A 16,268-nucleotide genomic window follows, 5' to 3' on the forward strand; every position below is an offset into this window, starting at 1 on the left:
CACGTCGGACGGGCCAGCCGCCGGGTGCCGGTCAGTCGCCCGCGCTCATCTTCCGGGCGTGCTGCGGGGGGAGCCGAAGTTCGTCGAGGCCGGGGAGGTGTTCGATGTTGTAGACGACCTGCAGGTCGTCGGTCACCGGGAGGCTGATACACGACAGCCGGACGCCCTGCTCCAGCATCTCCTCCGAGAGGATGTGGTTCGAGGGCATCTTCACGTCGCCTTCGACGACCGCCACCGCGCAGTTCGCACAGGCACCGCCGCGACAGGCGAAGGGCCAACTGTGGCCCGCGTCCTCGGCGGCCTTCAGGAGGTTGGTCCGCGGCTCGACGAACACCTCGCCGTAGGCGTCGCCGTCGAGGCCGCTTTCGGCGGCCTTCTCGAAGAGGTCGTCGTCGGCGAGCGACCAGCCGAGGTCGGTGAGCACGTCGTAGTCGAGGAACTCGACCCGCGCCCCGCGTCGTTCGGGTTCGGGCTCCGGGTCGGGTCCGGTATCGGAACCCGCGCCGCCGGTCCCGTCGCCGCCCGTCTCGCCGTTTCGGGCGGTGCCGGCGTCGTGCTGTCCGTTTCGGCTCGCCCCCTCGTCGGCCGGGCGACGGCCGTCAGTCTCGACGGGTTCGAGTTCGTCGCCGGGTTCGTAGCCGGCTCGAATCGCCTCGTAGGCCGTCCGAACCGCCTGAAATTCCTCGGCCGACCCGCCGTGGTCGGGGTGGGCCGACTTCACCCGCCGACGGTACGCGTCGACGAGTTCGTCCTCGTCTGCGTCCGGGTCGATGCCGAGCGTCTCGAACGGGGAGTCCACATCGGGGCTAGTAGGAACTCGCGAGCATAAATCCACGGCCACCGGCCGTCTCGTCGTGGTTTAGTCCTCGAATCGAGGCAGGGCCCCGACGACCGACGCGGCCGCGAGTCGCGGCGGTTTTGTAGCGGGCTTCGCTTCCTTCGGGTGTGAGACGCGGGATTCGGTTCGCCGTCGGCGCGGGGCTCGGTATCGGAGCGCTCGCGGCGTACCTCTGGTACGTCGGCCCGCAGGAGGTCGGCTCGCGCGTCGCGGCCGTCGCCCCGTGGGCCGTCGGCGTCGTCTGCGTTCTGATGCTCGCCGAGGCGACCGTCGACGGCCTCGGAGTCTGGGCGTCGGTTCGACCCCTCCGCGGCGGGCTCTCGCCGCGGGCGAGCGTCCAGTTCGCGTTCGCCGGCGACTTCTTCGACGTGCTCAGCCCCGCCGGCCCGGTGAGTTCGGAGCCAATCATGGCGCAGTTCTTCGGCGTCGCGACCGAGACGAGCTACAGCGAGGCCCTCGGGGTCCGCGGCGTCGCCAAGTACGTCAAATCCGCCGCACAGCTCCTTCTCTCGGTCGCCGTCGTCGGCGTCCTCTTTCTCGACGCACCGACCCCGCGGTTCGTCCTCGCGACGCTGGCCGGCGCGGTCGCCGCGCTGTTCGTCGTCGGCGTCGCGCTCGTCTGGGCGCGAGACGCGCTCTCGGCGGTCGTCGTCGCGGTCCTGACCCCGGTCGTCCGCGCTGTCTCTGGACTCACCCGCGAGACGCCGCTCGGCCGCGACGCCGTCGCCGCCGCAGTCGAGCGGTTTTGGGAGCGCGTCGTCCACTTCCGCGACGCGCCGGAACTCCTCGGCGTCATCGCGCTCAGCGGCGTCTTCGAGCAACTGCTCACGTCGCTCGCGCTCTGGGTCGCGCTCGCCGGGACCGGGACGAGCGTTGCGTTCCTCCCCATCGTCGCCGTCATCCCGCTCCCGCAGGCGGCGAGCGTCGTCCCCGTCCCGGGGAGCCTCGGCGCGTACGACGTGCTTCTCGCTGGCGCGCTCAGTCTCACGACGGGCGCGCCAGCCGCGGGGGCGGCCGCGGCGGTGCTCGTCGTGCGGACGTTCGAACTCCTCGTGTCGCTCGGGTGCGGCGGCGTCGCCACCGGGTTTCTGCGCGGCTTTCGGGCCTGAGACGGTTGGCGCGTCCCCGTCGCGGCGGCGTGAGAGGTGGGAAAAACGAGTCAGTCGGCGGCGCGCTCGTGAATCGGGACGCTCGCCAGTCCGACCGCGTTCGATTTCGAGGAGACCGAAAGCGTCGCGTGCCAGCCCTCATCGGCCGGCGTGACGTGCAGGGAGACCGGCTTCCACGACTCCGCCCGGCGGTAGAGGTCGAGGACGACCGGTAACACCGGAAGCCGTCCCTCGCGCGCCGAGAGCGCGTACCGTTCGAGGGTCAGTTCCGCGGACCTCGTTCCCGACTCCGGCCCGGGCCGCCACGGCGAGCAGGTGTACGACCCGACGAGGTCGAGTCGCTCCATCTCCGCCAGCGTCGCCTCCAGCGCCCCGGCCGACTCGGGTCGCGACGAGAGGTTCGAGGCGGCGCGTTCGAGCACGTCCGCCTGCTCGGCCGACGTGAGGTGGACGTGGAGCGCCGTCGCCATGCTCTCCAACAGGCGCAGACAGAGGTCGTCCGCGCTGGACATCGTCTCCGCGAGGTCGAAGTACGCGTCCATCACCGCCGTCTCGACAGCCCGATGGTCGGCGTCCACGAGCGCCTCGAACACCGCCGCCGCGACCCGGTGGCAGAACTCGACCCGCTCGGAGCGCCCGCCGCCGGCGCAGTCGGGTCGGCCGTCCGCGTCGGTTCCGAGGTCGCAGGGCGGTTCGGGAAGACCGGGCGTCGCACCGGCGGTCGCCCATCCCTCCGCGGTCGCGTCCGCGCCGCCGAAGCCCGGAACGTCGTCGTGTTCCGAGACGATGAGGTCGTAGTACGGGACGTTCGGGTCGTACCGCCGGAGCGCGGAGCGGTACTGTCTCGCCGCGCGGGCGGCGGCCTCCGCGGTCGAACGGTCCTCGAACCGGAGACCGTCCACCGGGACCGGCCGCTCTCCGGTCCGTCCGCAGACGAGTTCGTACGCCCCGTCGTCGCTCGCGAGCGATTCGATGTGAGTCCGAATCTGGGTGAGTGTCGTGCCGACCATGGTGTCTCTGTCTACTGGTTCGCGGGTCGTGTCCCGACGCCGCGGTCCGTGCGTCGCTCGCTCGACACATTGTTTAGGCCAACCTAAAACGTGTTGGTTCGGCCGGTCGGTGCACCCGCGAGGACCGGCGGCTCTCGGACTGTACGTTCGACCCGACCCTCGCTCGCGGCGACTCCGGCCCGGTTACGACGCGTCGGGTGCCTCTTCGCCCGGCCTGTAGAACGTCCGGTGGAACATCTTGTAGGAGTCGGTGATGGGGACGATGGTGTAGCTGTCGACCACGTCGCTGTCCTGCAGGAGTTCGCGGACGTAGCTGTTGATACTGCTCAGAGAGGACTGCCAGACGCGAATCAGCAGGTCGTACTCGCCGATGCACTCCGCGACCTCGTAGACCAGTCCCTCGTCGAGGAGTCGCTCGATGAACGCCGTGATTTCGTCGTTCGTGGAGCCCTTGTCGTACGAGATGTGGACCTCGGCGTAGGGGTAGTCGGCCGCCCGAAAGACCAACAGCGCGAAGATTTCGAGGATGCCGTCCTCTTGGAGCATCTTGCGCCGCCGCCGCGCGGCCGTCCGAGAGAGTCCGACGCGGTCGGCGAGCTCCGTGTCCGAGATTCGCCCGTCCTTGTTCAGTTCGCGGAAGATGAGATAGTCCTTCTTGTCCATCCGGTCTTCGAGAAGTTCGACAACGCGCGGGTCCTCTATCCACTCCTGCGAATCGGGCATTGCTATTCTCACGGTTATACCGCTTAGCTTCATATATATGAATGTTTCTTCAAAATCTCCGAATCGGATACAATTTGTGAACGAATCGTTTACTCACAGTATGGCGGCCGACGACCGAAATCGCAGGCCGTCGGTGGAACGCGGATTTCTGCCCCCAAACACTTTTACTCCGCGTTCACGGAGGGTGTCGGCATGGTACGCGGAAAAATCAACCGAACGAACAAGGCCCTCGCCGATTGGGCTGACATCCTCACCGAGATAGACGAGGTTTCGGCGGAACTCGAAGATTCGGGCTGGGAGACGCTCGTTCTTCATCCGGGAGACGTCGCCACGACGGACGCGGCAGCGGCCGCCGACGCCGGGTTTCGGCTCCTCGTCCCGGACTCGGAGCTCGAAGCGCTCTCTTCGACCGTTTCAGCGCCTGATGCGGCGTTCGACCAGTTCGAAGTCTATCGCGCCCGCGACACGAACGTTCGAATCTTCGTCGTCGTCGTGAAATCGGAAGAAACGATGGAAGCGGTCCTCTATCCCGTGTTTTACGACCCGGACACCGACCGCTCGTTCGTCGAAACGCTTCGGACCGAACCCGAGATTCGGACGACGGTGAGCGACCTGGGGGACACCCGTCGTTGCTCGTTCCGACACACCGAACCCGCCTTGTTTCTCCCGGAGTAACTGTTCGCGGCGGCGTCGATTCCGTCTCGTTCTCGGCCGCGCTCGCCGCGACGTTCCCGTGATTGACGGCCGGCTACTGTCCACTACTACCACTATTGACTGTGTATCTCTGTCTTCAGCTAACCGAGATAGATGAGAATCAGCTTCTATTTCTTTCTGGGGTGCGTATTCGTCCATATCTGTGTGTTCTCGGTTCTCTCCATAATTATTACAAAGTTATAATTAGATGAATCAACTTCTTTTATCGACGATATGTTCAATCACTAGGAAAGCTTTATACGAATAGGGTATCCACAACTCTCCATGCCAACCGGCAACATAGAACGCAGAAAACTCCTGAAACTCATGGGTGCGGGAGCGACGAGCGTCGCACTCGCGGGTTGTCAGGGGACCCAGCAGACCGAGACCACCGAGGGCAGTTCGGGTGGCGACTCGACGACGACCGAACAGACGAGCGACGGCGGAAGCGGCGCGAGCGGCGGTAACGACTTCCACTTCGTCGCCGGGCAGGTCTTCGGGACGCTCGACCCCGCAGAGCAGGTCGACTACACGCAGGGGCTCGCGGCGCAGAACCTCTACGACGAACTCATCACGGTCGACGCCGAGACGCTCCAGCCGACGGCGCACATCGCCGAGAGCTGGGACACCGAAGACGAGGGGAAGACGTGGGTGTTCACCGTCCGCGACGACGTGACGTTCTCCGACGGCACGCCGCTGACCGCCGACGACGTGGCGTACTCGCTCACCCGGATGCTGGAGCTCCAGCGCGGGTACTCGTCGTTCTGGCTCGACTACCTCGACCCCTCGAACATCACCGTCCGCGACGAGCGGACGGTCGCCTTCGAGTTCAATCAGGCGTACGGCCCGGCGCTGGCGACGTTCGTCCAGTTCTACATCGTCAACAGCACCGTCGTCCAGGAGAACGAGACCGACGGCGACTACGGCAACGCCTACCTCCAGAACAACTCCGCCGGCTCCGGCGCGTACGTCCTCGACAACTGGGAGCAGGGCAACTCCATCGAGGCGTCGGCCTACGAGGACTACTGGAAGGGCTGGAGCGAGGACAGTTTCGACACGTTCCGCTCGACGGTCATCACCGAGGAGTCCACCATCAAGACGACGATGCAGCAGGGCGAAGGCGACATGACCGACCAGTACATGGGCACGCAGGCGTACGCGGAGATGGACTCGTACGCCAACGTCCGCGTCCCCGAGGTGCCGCAGCTGCAGTTGTTCCACTTCCCGCTGAACTGCCAGAAGGCACCGACCGACGACATCAACGTCCGGAAGGCCATCGCCTACGCGTTCGACTACGACAGCGCCGTCAACGACATCATCGGCGGCGGCGGCGTCGCGGCCGGGCCGGTCCCCCGGGAGATGGCGGGCCACAACGGCGACCTCGTCCCGATGGAACAGGACCTCGACAAGGCCAAGGAGTTCCTCGACAAGGCGGACTACTCCGTCGACGAAATCAACGAAATCGGCCTCGAACACGTCGTCGTCGCCGGGACCGAACTCCAGCGCCAGATGGGGCTTCTCAACCAGGCCGGGCTGAGCGAACTCGGCATCGACCTCGAAATCAACCCGCTGCAGTGGGCCCGCCTCACCGACCGCGCGACGAGCGCCGAGTCGACCGCCCACATGACGAACATCTTCCACACGGCGAAGATGCCGTCGCCGGACAGCCACACCTACCTGATGTACCACCCCTCCTCGTTCGGGTCGTACATCTCCCAGTCGTGGTACTCCACCGACGAAATCGCGGCCACCCTCGAAGAGGCGCGCCAGACCTCCGACCTCCAGTCGCGGCTGGAGAAGTACGAGGAGGCGCAGGCGCTCATCGTCGAGGGCATGCCGAGCGTCTACATCGCCAACCCGCCGTACCGCATCGGCATCAACGAGAACGTCGAGGGCTGGCAGTACCGCGGCGTGATGTCGTTCGACTGGGACGTCCACTCCATGACTCGCAGCGGCGAGGGCCGGGCGAAGTAGTCGCCCGACGACTTTCGACGCCCCGCTTCGGGCCGTCTTTCCAACTCACCAATGTCATACGTAGATTACCTCGTTCGGCGCGCAATCCACTCGGTCCCCGTCATCTTCGGGCTGTCAGTGCTCATCTTCCTGATATCCCGCGTGATTCCGGGCGACCCCGTTCGGTTGGCGCTCGGACCGGAAGCAACGGAACAGCAAGTCGCGACACTGCGGGCCGAGATGGGCCTCGACCAGCCGCTGCCGATGCAGTACGCCGACTGGCTGTTCGGCGTCGTGCAGGGCGACTGGGGGATGTCGCTTCGGACGAACAACAACGTCTTTTCGGACATCGTCGCCCGCCTGCCCGCGACGCTCGAACTGACCGTCGTCACGCTGTTTTTCGCCGTGCTACTGGCGATTCCGTTCGGCGTCGTCGCCGGAACCAACAAGGACCGCTGGCAGGACCACCTCTCGCGTATCACCGCCCTGTTCGGCGTGTCGATGCCGCGGTTTTGGGTCGCAATCGTCCTGCAAATCGTCTTCGTCGTCAGCCTCGGGCTGTTGCCCCTCTCGGGGCGGCTCAGCGACGGCGTCGCTCCCCCGCCGGCGGTCACGAACCTGTATCTGGTCGACAGCCTCATCGCCGGCCAGTTCGGGACGTTCCTCGACGCGGCCACGCACCTCCTGTTGCCGACCGTCGCGCTCGGCCTCGCCACGCTGGCGCAGGTGATGCGGCTCATCCGTTCGGACATGATCGACGAGCAGCGCAAGGACTACGTCCTCGCCGCCCGCGCCTACGGCCTTCCGAACACCCTCATCGAATACAAGTACATGCTGCAAAACGCCTTTACGAGTTCACTCACGGTGGTCGGCCTCGCCTTCGGGTTCCTCCTCGGGAACGCGTTCCTCGTGGAAATCGTCTTCGCGTGGCCGGGGATGGCGCGCTACGGCGTCCAGGCCATCCTCTATCAGGACTTCAACGCCATCGTCGGCGTCACCATCGTGGTCGGTATCGGCTTCGTGACCGCCAACTTCGTGGTCGACCTGCTGTACGGCTACCTCGACCCGCGGGTGCGGCTGGAGGAGGGATAGCCGTGTCCACGAAGACCTCGCTCCCGTTTTTCGACACCGAGAGCGCCGCCCGAAAAGAGCGGATTCGACAGCTCAAACGCGGCTTTCGGACCTTCGCGGGCAACAAGCTATCGCTCGTCGGGCTGGCGATGATTCTGACGCTCGTCGTCGCGGCGCTCCTCGCGCCGTACATCGCGCCGTTCCCCGAACACGCCGGCGCGGGCGTCTACTTCGACCAGGCGAGCGAGCCGCCGAGCGCGACGCACCTGATGGGCACCGACACGACCGGCCGCGACATCTTCAGCCGCGTCCTGTTCGGGGCGCGCCTGTCGCTCCTGATGAGCGGCATCGTCCTCTCTATCGCCATCTCCATCGGCGTGACGCTCGGGCTCATCGCGGGCTACCTCGGCGGGACGACGAACACCGTCATCATGCGGGTGACGGACATCTTCCTCGCCATCCCGCCCACGCTCCTCGCCATGGCGGTGGTCGCCGCGACCGGCGCGTCGCTGTTCAACGTCATGGTCGCCATCGCCTTCTCGTGGTGGTCGTGGTACGCCCGCCTCGTGCAGGGCGAGGTGCTCTCGATAAAGGAAGACGAGTTCATCGAGTCGAGCCGGGCGCTCGGGTCGGGGTGGGTGCGGACGACGTTCAAGGAGATTCTCCCGAACGTCGTCAGCCCCATCACGGTCAAGGCGACCCTCGACATGGGCTTCGTCATCCTCGTCGGTGCGGGCCTGTCGTTCCTCGGCCTCGGCGCGCAGCCGCCGACGCCGACGTGGGGCGCGATGATTGCGCAGGGCCGCAACTACGTCACGAGCTTCTGGTGGATCGCCGTGTTCCCGGGGCTGGCGATTTCGTTCGCCGTCCTCGGGTTCAACTTCATCGGCGACGGCCTGCGCGACGTGCTCGACGTGGAGGTGGACTGAGATGGCGGACCCCATCTTAGAGGTCAAGAACCTCCACGTCCACTTCGAGACCCACGACGGGACGGCCGAGGTGATAAACGGCATCGACTTCAGCATCGACCGCGGCGAGACCGCGGCGCTCGTCGGCGAGACGGGCTGTGGCAAGAGCGTCACCGTGAAATCCATCATGGGACTGCTCCCCTCGGCGACCATCCCCGAAGGCGAGATTCGCTACAAGGGCGAAGACGTGCTTTCCCTCTCCGACGCCGAGCGCCACTCGCGGCGCGGCAAGGAGATGAGCATGATAATGCAGGACCCGATGACGAGTCTCAACCCCGTCTTGACGGTCGGCGAGCAGATGATGGACGTGCTGAAGTGGCAGGGGCGACCGCGCCTGTCGCTGTCGAAGCTCGTCCGCGACGCGCTGTCGACCGGCGCGAAGGCCGAACACAGGAAACGGGCCATCGAGATGCTCGGCGAGGTCGAAATCTCGGCCCCCGAGCGCGTCTTCGAGAGCTACCCGGTCGAGCTCTCCGGGGGGATGCGCCAGCGCGTCCTCATCGCCATCGCGCTCCTGTCGGAGCCGGACCTGCTCATCGCCGACGAACCGGGGACCGCCCTCGACGTGACGACCGAGGCGAAGGTGCTCGACCTCCTCGACGAACTCGTCGAAGAACGCGATACGAGCGTCCTCTACATCACCCACGACCTCGGGGTCGCCCGCGAGGTCAGCGACCGAATCAACGTGATGTACGCGGGCGAAATCGTCGAGCAAGCGCCGACCGCCGACCTGTTCGCGAACCCCCAGCACCCCTACACCCGCGGGCTGTTGGAGAGCATCCCGACGCTCTCGACCGGCATCGGCGACGGCATCGAGGGGCACCTGCCCGACTACACGAACCCGCCGGCCGGCTGTCGGTTCGCCGACCGCTGTCCGCACGCCGAGGCGGCCTGCCACGAGGCGTACCCGTACCCGCGGCAGACCGGTCCCGACCACGCGACCGCGTGTCACCTGTTCGACGGGCTCCCGGCCCGCGAGCGTCACAAATCGCTCGCCGCCGACCCGGTCGACATCGGCACCGCGCCGTGGCTGGCCGGCGGCGGCGACGCCCCCGGCGACATCTCCGCCGACGGGGGGACGGACCAATGAACGACTCAGCGTACACGACCGAATCGACGGTGGCGGCACAGCGCGACCGGGACCTCGACGACCCGATGGTCACGGTCGAGAACCTCAAGAAACACTTCCCGCTGTTCGAGGGCATCTTCCAGAAGAAGGCGGGGGAGGTCCGCGCCGTCGACGGCGTGAGCTTCTCCATCGCGGAGGGCGAGACGTTCGGACTCGTCGGCGAATCGGGCTCCGGCAAGACGACGACCGGCCGGTCGATGCTCCGCCTGACGGAGCCGACAAGCGGGCGGGTCGAAATCGACGGCCAGAACGTCGTCGACCTCTCCGACGGCGAGCTCAAGCGGTTCCGCCGGAACATGCAAATCGTCCACCAGGACCCGGCGTCGAGCCTCAACCCGCGACACCGCGTCAAGTCGATTATCGAGGCCCCCCTGAAGATTCACGACTACGGCGACTCCGAGGCCCGGCTCGAACGGGTCGAGGAACTCTTGGACATGGTGGACCTCCCGCGGGAGTTCATGTACCGCTACCCCGGACAGCTCTCGGGCGGCCAGAAACAGCGCGTCGGAATCGCCCGCGCCGTGGCGCTCAACCCGAAGTTCGTCGTCCTCGACGAGCCGACGAGCGCGCTCGACGTGAGCGTGCAGGCCCGCATCATCAACATCCTCGAGGAGATACAGGAGGAGTTCGGCATCACCTACCTGTTCATCACCCACGACCTCTCGCTCCTGAAGAACGTCGCCGACCGCATCGGCGTCATGTACCTCGGTCGGCTCGTCGAGGTCGGCGACGTGGACTCGGTGTTCGGGTCGCCGCAACACCCCTACAGCCGGGCGCTCCTCTCCGCCATCTCGACCATCAGCGAGGAGGACGAACTGGCGAAGCCCGACCGAATCACGCTCGACGGCGAGGTGCCGGACCCGCGGGAGAAGCCGAGCGGCTGCGCCTTCCGCTCGCGCTGCGCCCACGAGTTCGACGCCTGCGCGGTCGAGGAGCCCGAACTGTACGAGCGCGGCCCGGACCAGGTCGCCCGGTGTTTCCTCCACGACGACCGGTTCGAGGAGGGCGCGGAGTGGGAATGACCGCAGAGCGCGCAGCGCGCCTCGCCGCCCTCCGGCGGGCGCGACGGAACCGCCCGTGGACCGACGAACTCCTCCGGTCGTGCGCGTCGGACCCGGCGGCGTTCAAGACCGCCCAGCCGGCGTGTTCGGCCTGCGACCGGCCGTGCCGCGACGACGAGGTCTGCGCCACGGCGGTGGCGAAGTCCGACGGGCTGTTCGAATCGATGGGCCGCGACCAGACGTACCACCTGCTCGCGGCGGGCATGAAGCGACTCCGGGCGCGGGGGACCGCGACGCTTCGCAACGCCGACAGACAGCGGCCGAACGCCTTCCTCAGCGTGACGGCCGACGACGCAGACTCCCCCGAGGCACCCCAATGACGACAGACGACACGCGGACACAGACGGACGGAACGCAGCGCGCGGCAAGAGACGACGCCGCGCCGACAGACGAGACACGACCCGAGCCGACGGGCGGCGAGCGGACGATAACGGCCGAATGGGTCGAAGACGTCGCGGTCGGCGGCGCGGTCCTCGGCGGCGGGGGCGGCGGCTCGCTGGCCAAGGGCATCGAGTTCGGCGAACTCGCCGTCGAGTACGGCCGGCCGACAATCGTCTCGGTCGCCGACCTCGACCCGACGGACGTGGTGTTGACAGTCAGCGGCGTGGGCGCGCCCGCCGCGACCGACAGCCACGTCGACCCCGCGGACTACGTGCGCGCGGTGGAACTGTTGGTGGACAGACTCGCGGCCGACGGGACGACCGTCGGCGCGCTGATGACGAACGAGATGGGCGGGTTCGCCACGGTAAACGGCCTGCTCCAGTCGGCCGTGACGGGCCTCCCGCTCGTCGATGCCGCCTGCAACGGGCGGGCGCACCCGACCGGGCCGATGGGCTCTATCGGGCTGTCGCAGGACTCCGAGTCGGTGCAGGCGGCGGTCGGCGGCGTGCCGGGCACCGCGGCCCGACTGGAGACGGTCGTCGAGGCCGAACTCGGCACGGCGGCGTCGCTCGTCCGGCACGCGGCCGAAGACGCCGGCGGCCTCGTCGCGGTCGCCCGCAACCCGGTTCCCGCGAGCTACGCCGAGGCGCACGCGGCGCTCGACACGTACGACCAGGCCGAGGCGGTCGGTCGCGCGGTCAGGCTCGCGGACGACGGCCGCGACGCCGCCGAACGCGTCGCCGACGCCGTCGGCGGCGAGGTCTCGCTCGTCGGTCCCGTCGAGTCGTTCGCGCTCGAAACGACCGGGGGCTTCGACGTGGGCGAGGTCGAAATCGAGGGCCGCGAACTCACCTTCTGGAACGAGTACATGACGCTCGAACTCGACGGCGAGCGCCTCGCGACGTTCCCGGACCTCATCACGACGCTCGACGCCGAGACGGGGATGCCCGTCTCGACGGCGGAACTCGCGGAGGGCCGGTCGGTTGCGGTCGTCGTCGCGCCCGCGGCGAACCTCTCTCTGGGCGCGGGGATGGCCGACCCGGCGCTCTTCGACCCGGTGGAACAGGCGGTCGGAAAAGCGGTCAAATCACACGTATTCAACTAACGCAACTCATGTTCGACAAGATTCAGCAAGCATACGACATCCTCAGCCGTCCCGACGCGGACGGTGAACTGGTACGCGACGCACTCGAAACGTACGGTCTCGACACGGAAGTGACGACCATCTCGACCGACGAGGGGTCGACCGACTTCGTCAAGACGGTCGTCCCCGGGGCCGACCCGGACGCGCCGACGCTCGGCGTCATCGGTCGCCTCGGCGGGGTCGCCGCCCGGCCGGCCGAACTCGGACCGGTCTCCGACGCCGACGGGGCCATCGTGGCCCTCGCGGTCGCGCTCCACCTCGGCGAGATGCGCGCCCGCGGCGACGTGCTCGCCGGCGACGTTCGCATCGCCACGCACGTCTGTCCCGACGCGCCGACCTCCCCCCACGACCCGGTGCCCTTCATGGGCAGTCCGGTCGATACGAGCACCATGAACGAACACGAGGTGGACGAGGAGATGGACGCCGTCGTCTCCGTCGACGCCACGAAGGGCAACCGCGTCCACTGCGAGCGCGGCTTCGCCATCACGCCGACCGTCAAAGAGGGGTGGGTGCTGAAGGTGAGCGACAGCCTCCTCGACATCCAAGAGCGGTCGACCGGCCGCCCGCCGAGCACGCTCACGCTCACGATGCAGGACATCACCCCCTACGGCAACGACGTCCACCACATCAACAGCATCCTCCAGCCGGCGACGGCGACCGACGCGCCCGTCGTGGGCGTGGCGACGACGAGCGTCTCGCCCGTCCCCGGTTGCGGGACCGGCGCGAACTACCTCACCGACCTGCTCGACGCGACCGGGTTCGTCGTCGAGACGGCCAAGGACTTCACCCGCGGCCGCGCGTCGTTCTACGACGAGACCGAGTACGACCGACTCACGTCGCTGTACGGCTCGATGGGCCGTCTCCAGACGCTGGGCGAGGGCGTCTGAGATGTCGACGCTCGGACTCGTGACCATCGGACAGGCACCCCGGAGCGACGTGACGCCCGACATCGCGGCGGCCCTCCCGCCCGAGGTGGACATCGTCGAGGTCGGCGCGCTCGACCGGTTCGACTCGGCGGCCGAGGTCGAAGCGGCGGTCGGCCCGCGAGAGGGAGAGCCGGTGTACGTCTCCCGACTCGCCGACGGGACGCCCGTCACCGTCGACCGCGAGTCGGTCGTCGAACTCCTCCGCGAACGCATCCGCGCCCTCGAATCGGAGGTCACGGCCATCGGCGTCCTCTGTACGGGCCACTTCCCGCCGTTCGACGCCAGCGTGCCCGTCTTCGAGCCGAGCGACCTGCTTTCGGCGTGGGTCTCGACCATCCTCGACGGCGGGACCCTCGGCGTCATCATGCCCAAGGAGGAACAGGAGGCCATGACGTTCGAGAAGTGGGCCGACTACGACCTCGTCACCGCCGCGGGGTCGCCGTACGCCGACGAGGACGAGGTGTCCGCGGCCGCCGCCGAAATCGGCACCGACGCCGACCTCATCGTGATGGACTGCATGGGCTACACGCCCGAGATGAAAGGGACCGTCCGCGAGATTACGGACACGAGCGTCCTGCTCGGGCGGTCGGTGCTGGCGAAGACCGCGGAGGAGGTGCTCTGACGTGGCCGACCACCGCGCCGTGGCGAAGCGACTCCTCGCCGAGAACATGAACGCCCATCCCGGGGAGACGCTCCTCGTCGTGACCGACACCGACACGAACCACATCGGACGGGCGCTGTTCGATGCGGGGGTCGAACTCGGGCTGGAGTCCGGCCTGTTCGAGATTCCGCCGATGGAGCGAAACGGGATGGAGCCGCCCGAGTCGGTCGCCCGCGCGATGGAGTCGGCCGACATCGTGGTCTGTCCGACCAGCGCGTCGCTGACGCACACGCGGGCGCGGGAGGCCGCGACCGAGGCCGGCGCGCGCGTCGCCACGATGCCCGGCATCACGGACCAGATGTTCGGCGCGGGCGCGATTACGGCCGACTACGAGGAGGTCGAGCGCCTGACGGCGGCGCTCACGGAGAAGCTCACCGCGGCCGACGAGGCCCGCATCGAGGCCGGCGGCGCGTCGGCGACGATGTCGCTTTCGGGCCGCGACGGCATCCCGAGCGACGGCATCATCGCCGACTCCGGCGACTCCGGCAACCTCCCGTCCGGCGAGAGCTACATCGCGCCGGTCGAGGGAACGGCGACCGGCGCGCTCGTCTTCGACGGCGGCCTCGCGGGCGTCGGCGTCCTCGACGAGCCGCTGACGGTCGAACTCGACGAGGGGCGCATCACGGCCGTCGAGGGCGCGGCCGCCGACGAGTTCCTCGACGCGACGAGCGGCGACGACTGCGCCCGGCGAGTGTGCGAACTCGGCCTCGGGACGAACCCGGCGGCGAGCATCATCGGAACCGTCCTCGAAGACGAGAAGGTGTACGGCACCTGCCACGTCGCCTTCGGCGACAACCTCGGCTTCGGCGGGACCATCGACTGCGACTCGCACCTCGACGGCGTCATCCTCGAACCGACGGTCTCGCTCGACGGCGAGGTCGTCGTCGCCGACGGCGAGGTGCTCGTGTGAGCGACCGCACGCCCGCAGGCGGTGACCGCGCCGGCACGGACCGCACGAGCCGCACAGACCGGCCCGCGCTCGCCGCGGCGGTCGCCGACGTGCCGGACCTCGCCCCGTGGCTGGCGCGTCGCGCGACGGTCCGCCAGTTCGACACCGACGCCGAAATCCCCGACGACGAGGTCCGCGCGCTGGTCGACGCCGGGCGGAAGGCCCCGACCAGCGGGACGACCCAGATGTACAGCTTCGTCTGGATACGCGACCCCGACCGCCGCGAGCGGATTCACGAGCTGTGTAGCCGCGGCACCGTGCAGGTCGAGGAGGCGAGCCACTTCCTCCTCGTCTGCATCGACCTCCGCCGGATTCGACTGCTGTTGGAGCACCGCGACCGCGAGTTCCGGACGACGCCCGCGATGGGGCTGCTGGAGGGAGCGATAGACGCCTCGCTGGCCGCGATGGGCGTGATGCTGGCCGCAGAAAGCCGCGGTTACGGCGTCTGTCCCATCGGCAACATCCTGAACAACCTCACCGCGGTCGCTGCGACGACCGACCTCCCCTCGGGGGTCCTGCCGATTTTCGGCCTCTGTCTCGGCGTCCCGCGCCACGGCGAGGCGACCGAGCACGCCCCGCGGGTCCCGCTCGACGCGGTCCTCCACGAGGGCGGCTACCGCGACGCCACCGACGACCAGCTCGACGCCTGTTACGACGCGATGAACGAGATGTACGGCGACAGCGTCTACGGCGACGACCGCCGCGAGTGGCAGGAGACGCTCGAACGCTACTGGGGGCCGAACGGCTTCATGAACCGCCGCGAGGGCGAACTGCTCGACGCGCTCCGCCAGCAGGGGTTCTTCGAGGCCCGCGGTATCGACGAACCGGCGGATACGGACGCCGGCACGGACGCCGACCGGAACACCGGAGGTGCTGTCTGATGGTCGAACTCGGCGTCCTCCGCGTGCTCACGCTCGACGACCCCGAGGAGGTCGCCCTCCACGGGCGGCTCGTCGAGCGACACTACCCGCACGTCTCGACGCTGTCGCGGTGTATCCCCGACCACCCGGACGGGATTCCGAACGCGGCCGCCGAGGCCGACGCCCTCCCGCACATCGAGGCGCTCGGCCGCGAGATGGCGACCGAGGTCGACGCGCTCTGCGTCAGCTGCGCGCTCGACCCCGGCGTGGAGGCGCTCGGCGACGCGCTCGACGTCCCGGTCGTCGGCGCGGGCGCGAGCGTGGCCGCCGTCGCGTCCGCCCGCGGCGACCGCGTCGGGACGCTCGGCCTCGAAAACGGTGCCGGGTCGAGCATCCGACACCTGCTCGGCGACCGGCTCGCGGCCGAGGAAGTCGTCGAGGGCGCGGCGACGACGAACTACCTCACGACCGACGAGGGTCGGGCGGCGATTCGCGCGGCGGTCGACCGCCTCGTCGACGCCGGCTGCGACGTCGTCGCACCGAGCTGTACCGGCATCTCCTCTTCGGGCGCGATTCCCGACGTGCGGGCCGACGTTCCGATACCCATCGTCGACCCTGTCGTGGCGATGGGCGCGGTGGCGACGACCGCGGTCGCGCCGCCGCGTCCACTACGGCAGTAGGTTGCCGGACCCGCCCCGATGGCATTCCGCGCCGCTCGCGCCGCGCTCGGGGCGACTCGCGCGAGCGATTTTCTCGACAGCAGTCGGTCGATTGTAACGGGTCGCAGTAATG

The 16,268-nt window shown here is 68.3% G+C and carries 17 protein-coding genes; 14 read left to right on the top strand and 3 right to left on the bottom strand.

Annotation, left to right across the window (positions count from 1 at the left end):
• Positions 1–31 precede the first annotated feature (31 nt).
• Entirely contained in the window at positions 32–799 is a 768-nt protein-coding gene (fer, locus tag ABY42_RS08545) for a ferredoxin Fer (RefSeq protein ID WP_050459196.1), read from the bottom strand.
• 146 nt (positions 800–945) lie between these two features.
• On the opposite strand from fer, the gene ABY42_RS08550 reads away from it, so the two are divergent.
• Positions 946–1,947, top strand: coding sequence for a lysylphosphatidylglycerol synthase transmembrane domain-containing protein (locus ABY42_RS08550; RefSeq protein ID WP_004976511.1), 1,002 nt, complete (start codon positions 946–948; stop codon positions 1,945–1,947).
• Between the two features lie 50 nt (positions 1,948–1,997).
• Here ABY42_RS08550 and ABY42_RS08555 read toward each other — a convergent pair whose 3' ends face one another.
• On the bottom strand, positions 1,998–2,957 hold the full coding sequence (locus tag ABY42_RS08555; protein WP_004976510.1) for a DUF7551 domain-containing protein: 960 nt from the start codon (positions 2,955–2,957) through the stop codon (positions 1,998–2,000).
• A gap of 183 nt (positions 2,958–3,140) precedes the next feature.
• Complete coding sequence (locus ABY42_RS08560; RefSeq protein ID WP_004976509.1) at positions 3,141–3,680, bottom strand: Lrp/AsnC family transcriptional regulator; 540 nt, start codon at positions 3,678–3,680, stop codon at positions 3,141–3,143.
• Positions 3,681–3,872: 192 nt separating this feature from the next.
• On the opposite strand from ABY42_RS08560, the gene ABY42_RS08565 reads away from it, so the two are divergent.
• From ABY42_RS08565 to ABY42_RS08625, 13 genes are all read left to right on the top strand, one after another.
• Positions 3,873–4,355, top strand: a complete 483-nt coding sequence (locus ABY42_RS08565) for a DUF7529 family protein (protein WP_050459197.1) — start codon at positions 3,873–3,875, stop codon at positions 4,353–4,355.
• A gap of 303 nt (positions 4,356–4,658) precedes the next feature.
• Positions 4,659–6,347 carry an ABC transporter substrate-binding protein gene (locus tag ABY42_RS08570; protein WP_050459198.1) on the top strand — a complete coding sequence of 563 codons (1,689 nt, stop codon included), beginning with the start codon at positions 4,659–4,661 and terminating at the stop codon, positions 6,345–6,347.
• A 51-nt stretch (positions 6,348–6,398) separates the two neighbouring features.
• Complete coding sequence (locus tag ABY42_RS08575; protein ID WP_004976506.1) at positions 6,399–7,418, top strand: ABC transporter permease; 1,020 nt, start codon at positions 6,399–6,401, stop codon at positions 7,416–7,418.
• Positions 7,419–7,420: 2 nt separating this feature from the next.
• A complete protein-coding gene (locus ABY42_RS08580; RefSeq protein ID WP_004976505.1) occupies positions 7,421–8,326 on the top strand; it encodes an ABC transporter permease in 906 nt (301 codons plus the stop codon).
• A gap of 1 nt (position 8,327) precedes the next feature.
• Complete coding sequence (locus ABY42_RS08585; protein ID WP_050459199.1) at positions 8,328–9,455, top strand: ABC transporter ATP-binding protein; 1,128 nt, start codon at positions 8,328–8,330, stop codon at positions 9,453–9,455.
• Positions 9,452–10,516, top strand: coding sequence for an ABC transporter ATP-binding protein (locus ABY42_RS08590; RefSeq protein WP_050459200.1), 1,065 nt, complete (start codon positions 9,452–9,454; stop codon positions 10,514–10,516). The genes ABY42_RS08585 and ABY42_RS08590 overlap by 4 nt, the downstream gene beginning before the upstream one ends.
• On the top strand, positions 10,513–10,875 hold the full coding sequence (locus ABY42_RS08595) for a hypothetical protein (protein ID WP_004976501.1): 363 nt from the start codon (positions 10,513–10,515) through the stop codon (positions 10,873–10,875). The genes ABY42_RS08590 and ABY42_RS08595 overlap by 4 nt, the downstream gene beginning before the upstream one ends.
• Positions 10,872–12,041, top strand: coding sequence for a DUF917 domain-containing protein (locus ABY42_RS08600; RefSeq protein ID WP_004976499.1), 1,170 nt, complete (start codon positions 10,872–10,874; stop codon positions 12,039–12,041). The genes ABY42_RS08595 and ABY42_RS08600 overlap by 4 nt, the downstream gene beginning before the upstream one ends.
• An 8-nt stretch (positions 12,042–12,049) precedes the next feature.
• Positions 12,050–12,967, top strand: coding sequence for a DUF1177 domain-containing protein (locus tag ABY42_RS08605; protein ID WP_004976497.1), 918 nt, complete (start codon positions 12,050–12,052; stop codon positions 12,965–12,967).
• A 1-nt stretch (position 12,968) separates the two neighbouring features.
• A complete protein-coding gene (locus ABY42_RS08610) occupies positions 12,969–13,628 on the top strand; it encodes an AroM family protein (RefSeq protein WP_004976495.1) in 660 nt (219 codons plus the stop codon).
• A 1-nt stretch (position 13,629) separates the two neighbouring features.
• Positions 13,630–14,577 (top strand): aminopeptidase, encoded by a 948-nt coding sequence (locus ABY42_RS08615; protein WP_050459202.1) that lies wholly within the window; start codon positions 13,630–13,632, stop codon positions 14,575–14,577.
• Positions 14,574–15,497 (top strand): nitroreductase family protein, encoded by a 924-nt coding sequence (locus tag ABY42_RS08620; RefSeq protein WP_050459203.1) that lies wholly within the window; start codon positions 14,574–14,576, stop codon positions 15,495–15,497. Before ABY42_RS08615 ends, ABY42_RS08620 begins: the two co-directional genes overlap by 4 nt.
• Positions 15,497–16,156 carry an aspartate/glutamate racemase family protein gene (locus tag ABY42_RS08625; RefSeq protein ID WP_050459204.1) on the top strand — a complete coding sequence of 220 codons (660 nt, stop codon included), beginning with the start codon at positions 15,497–15,499 and terminating at the stop codon, positions 16,154–16,156. Before ABY42_RS08620 ends, ABY42_RS08625 begins: the two co-directional genes overlap by 1 nt.
• The last annotated feature ends 112 nt before the right edge of the window (positions 16,157–16,268 follow it).

The organism is Haloferax gibbonsii (assembly GCF_001190965.1).
Lineage (GTDB): Archaea > Halobacteriota > Halobacteria > Halobacteriales > Haloferacaceae > Haloferax > Haloferax gibbonsii.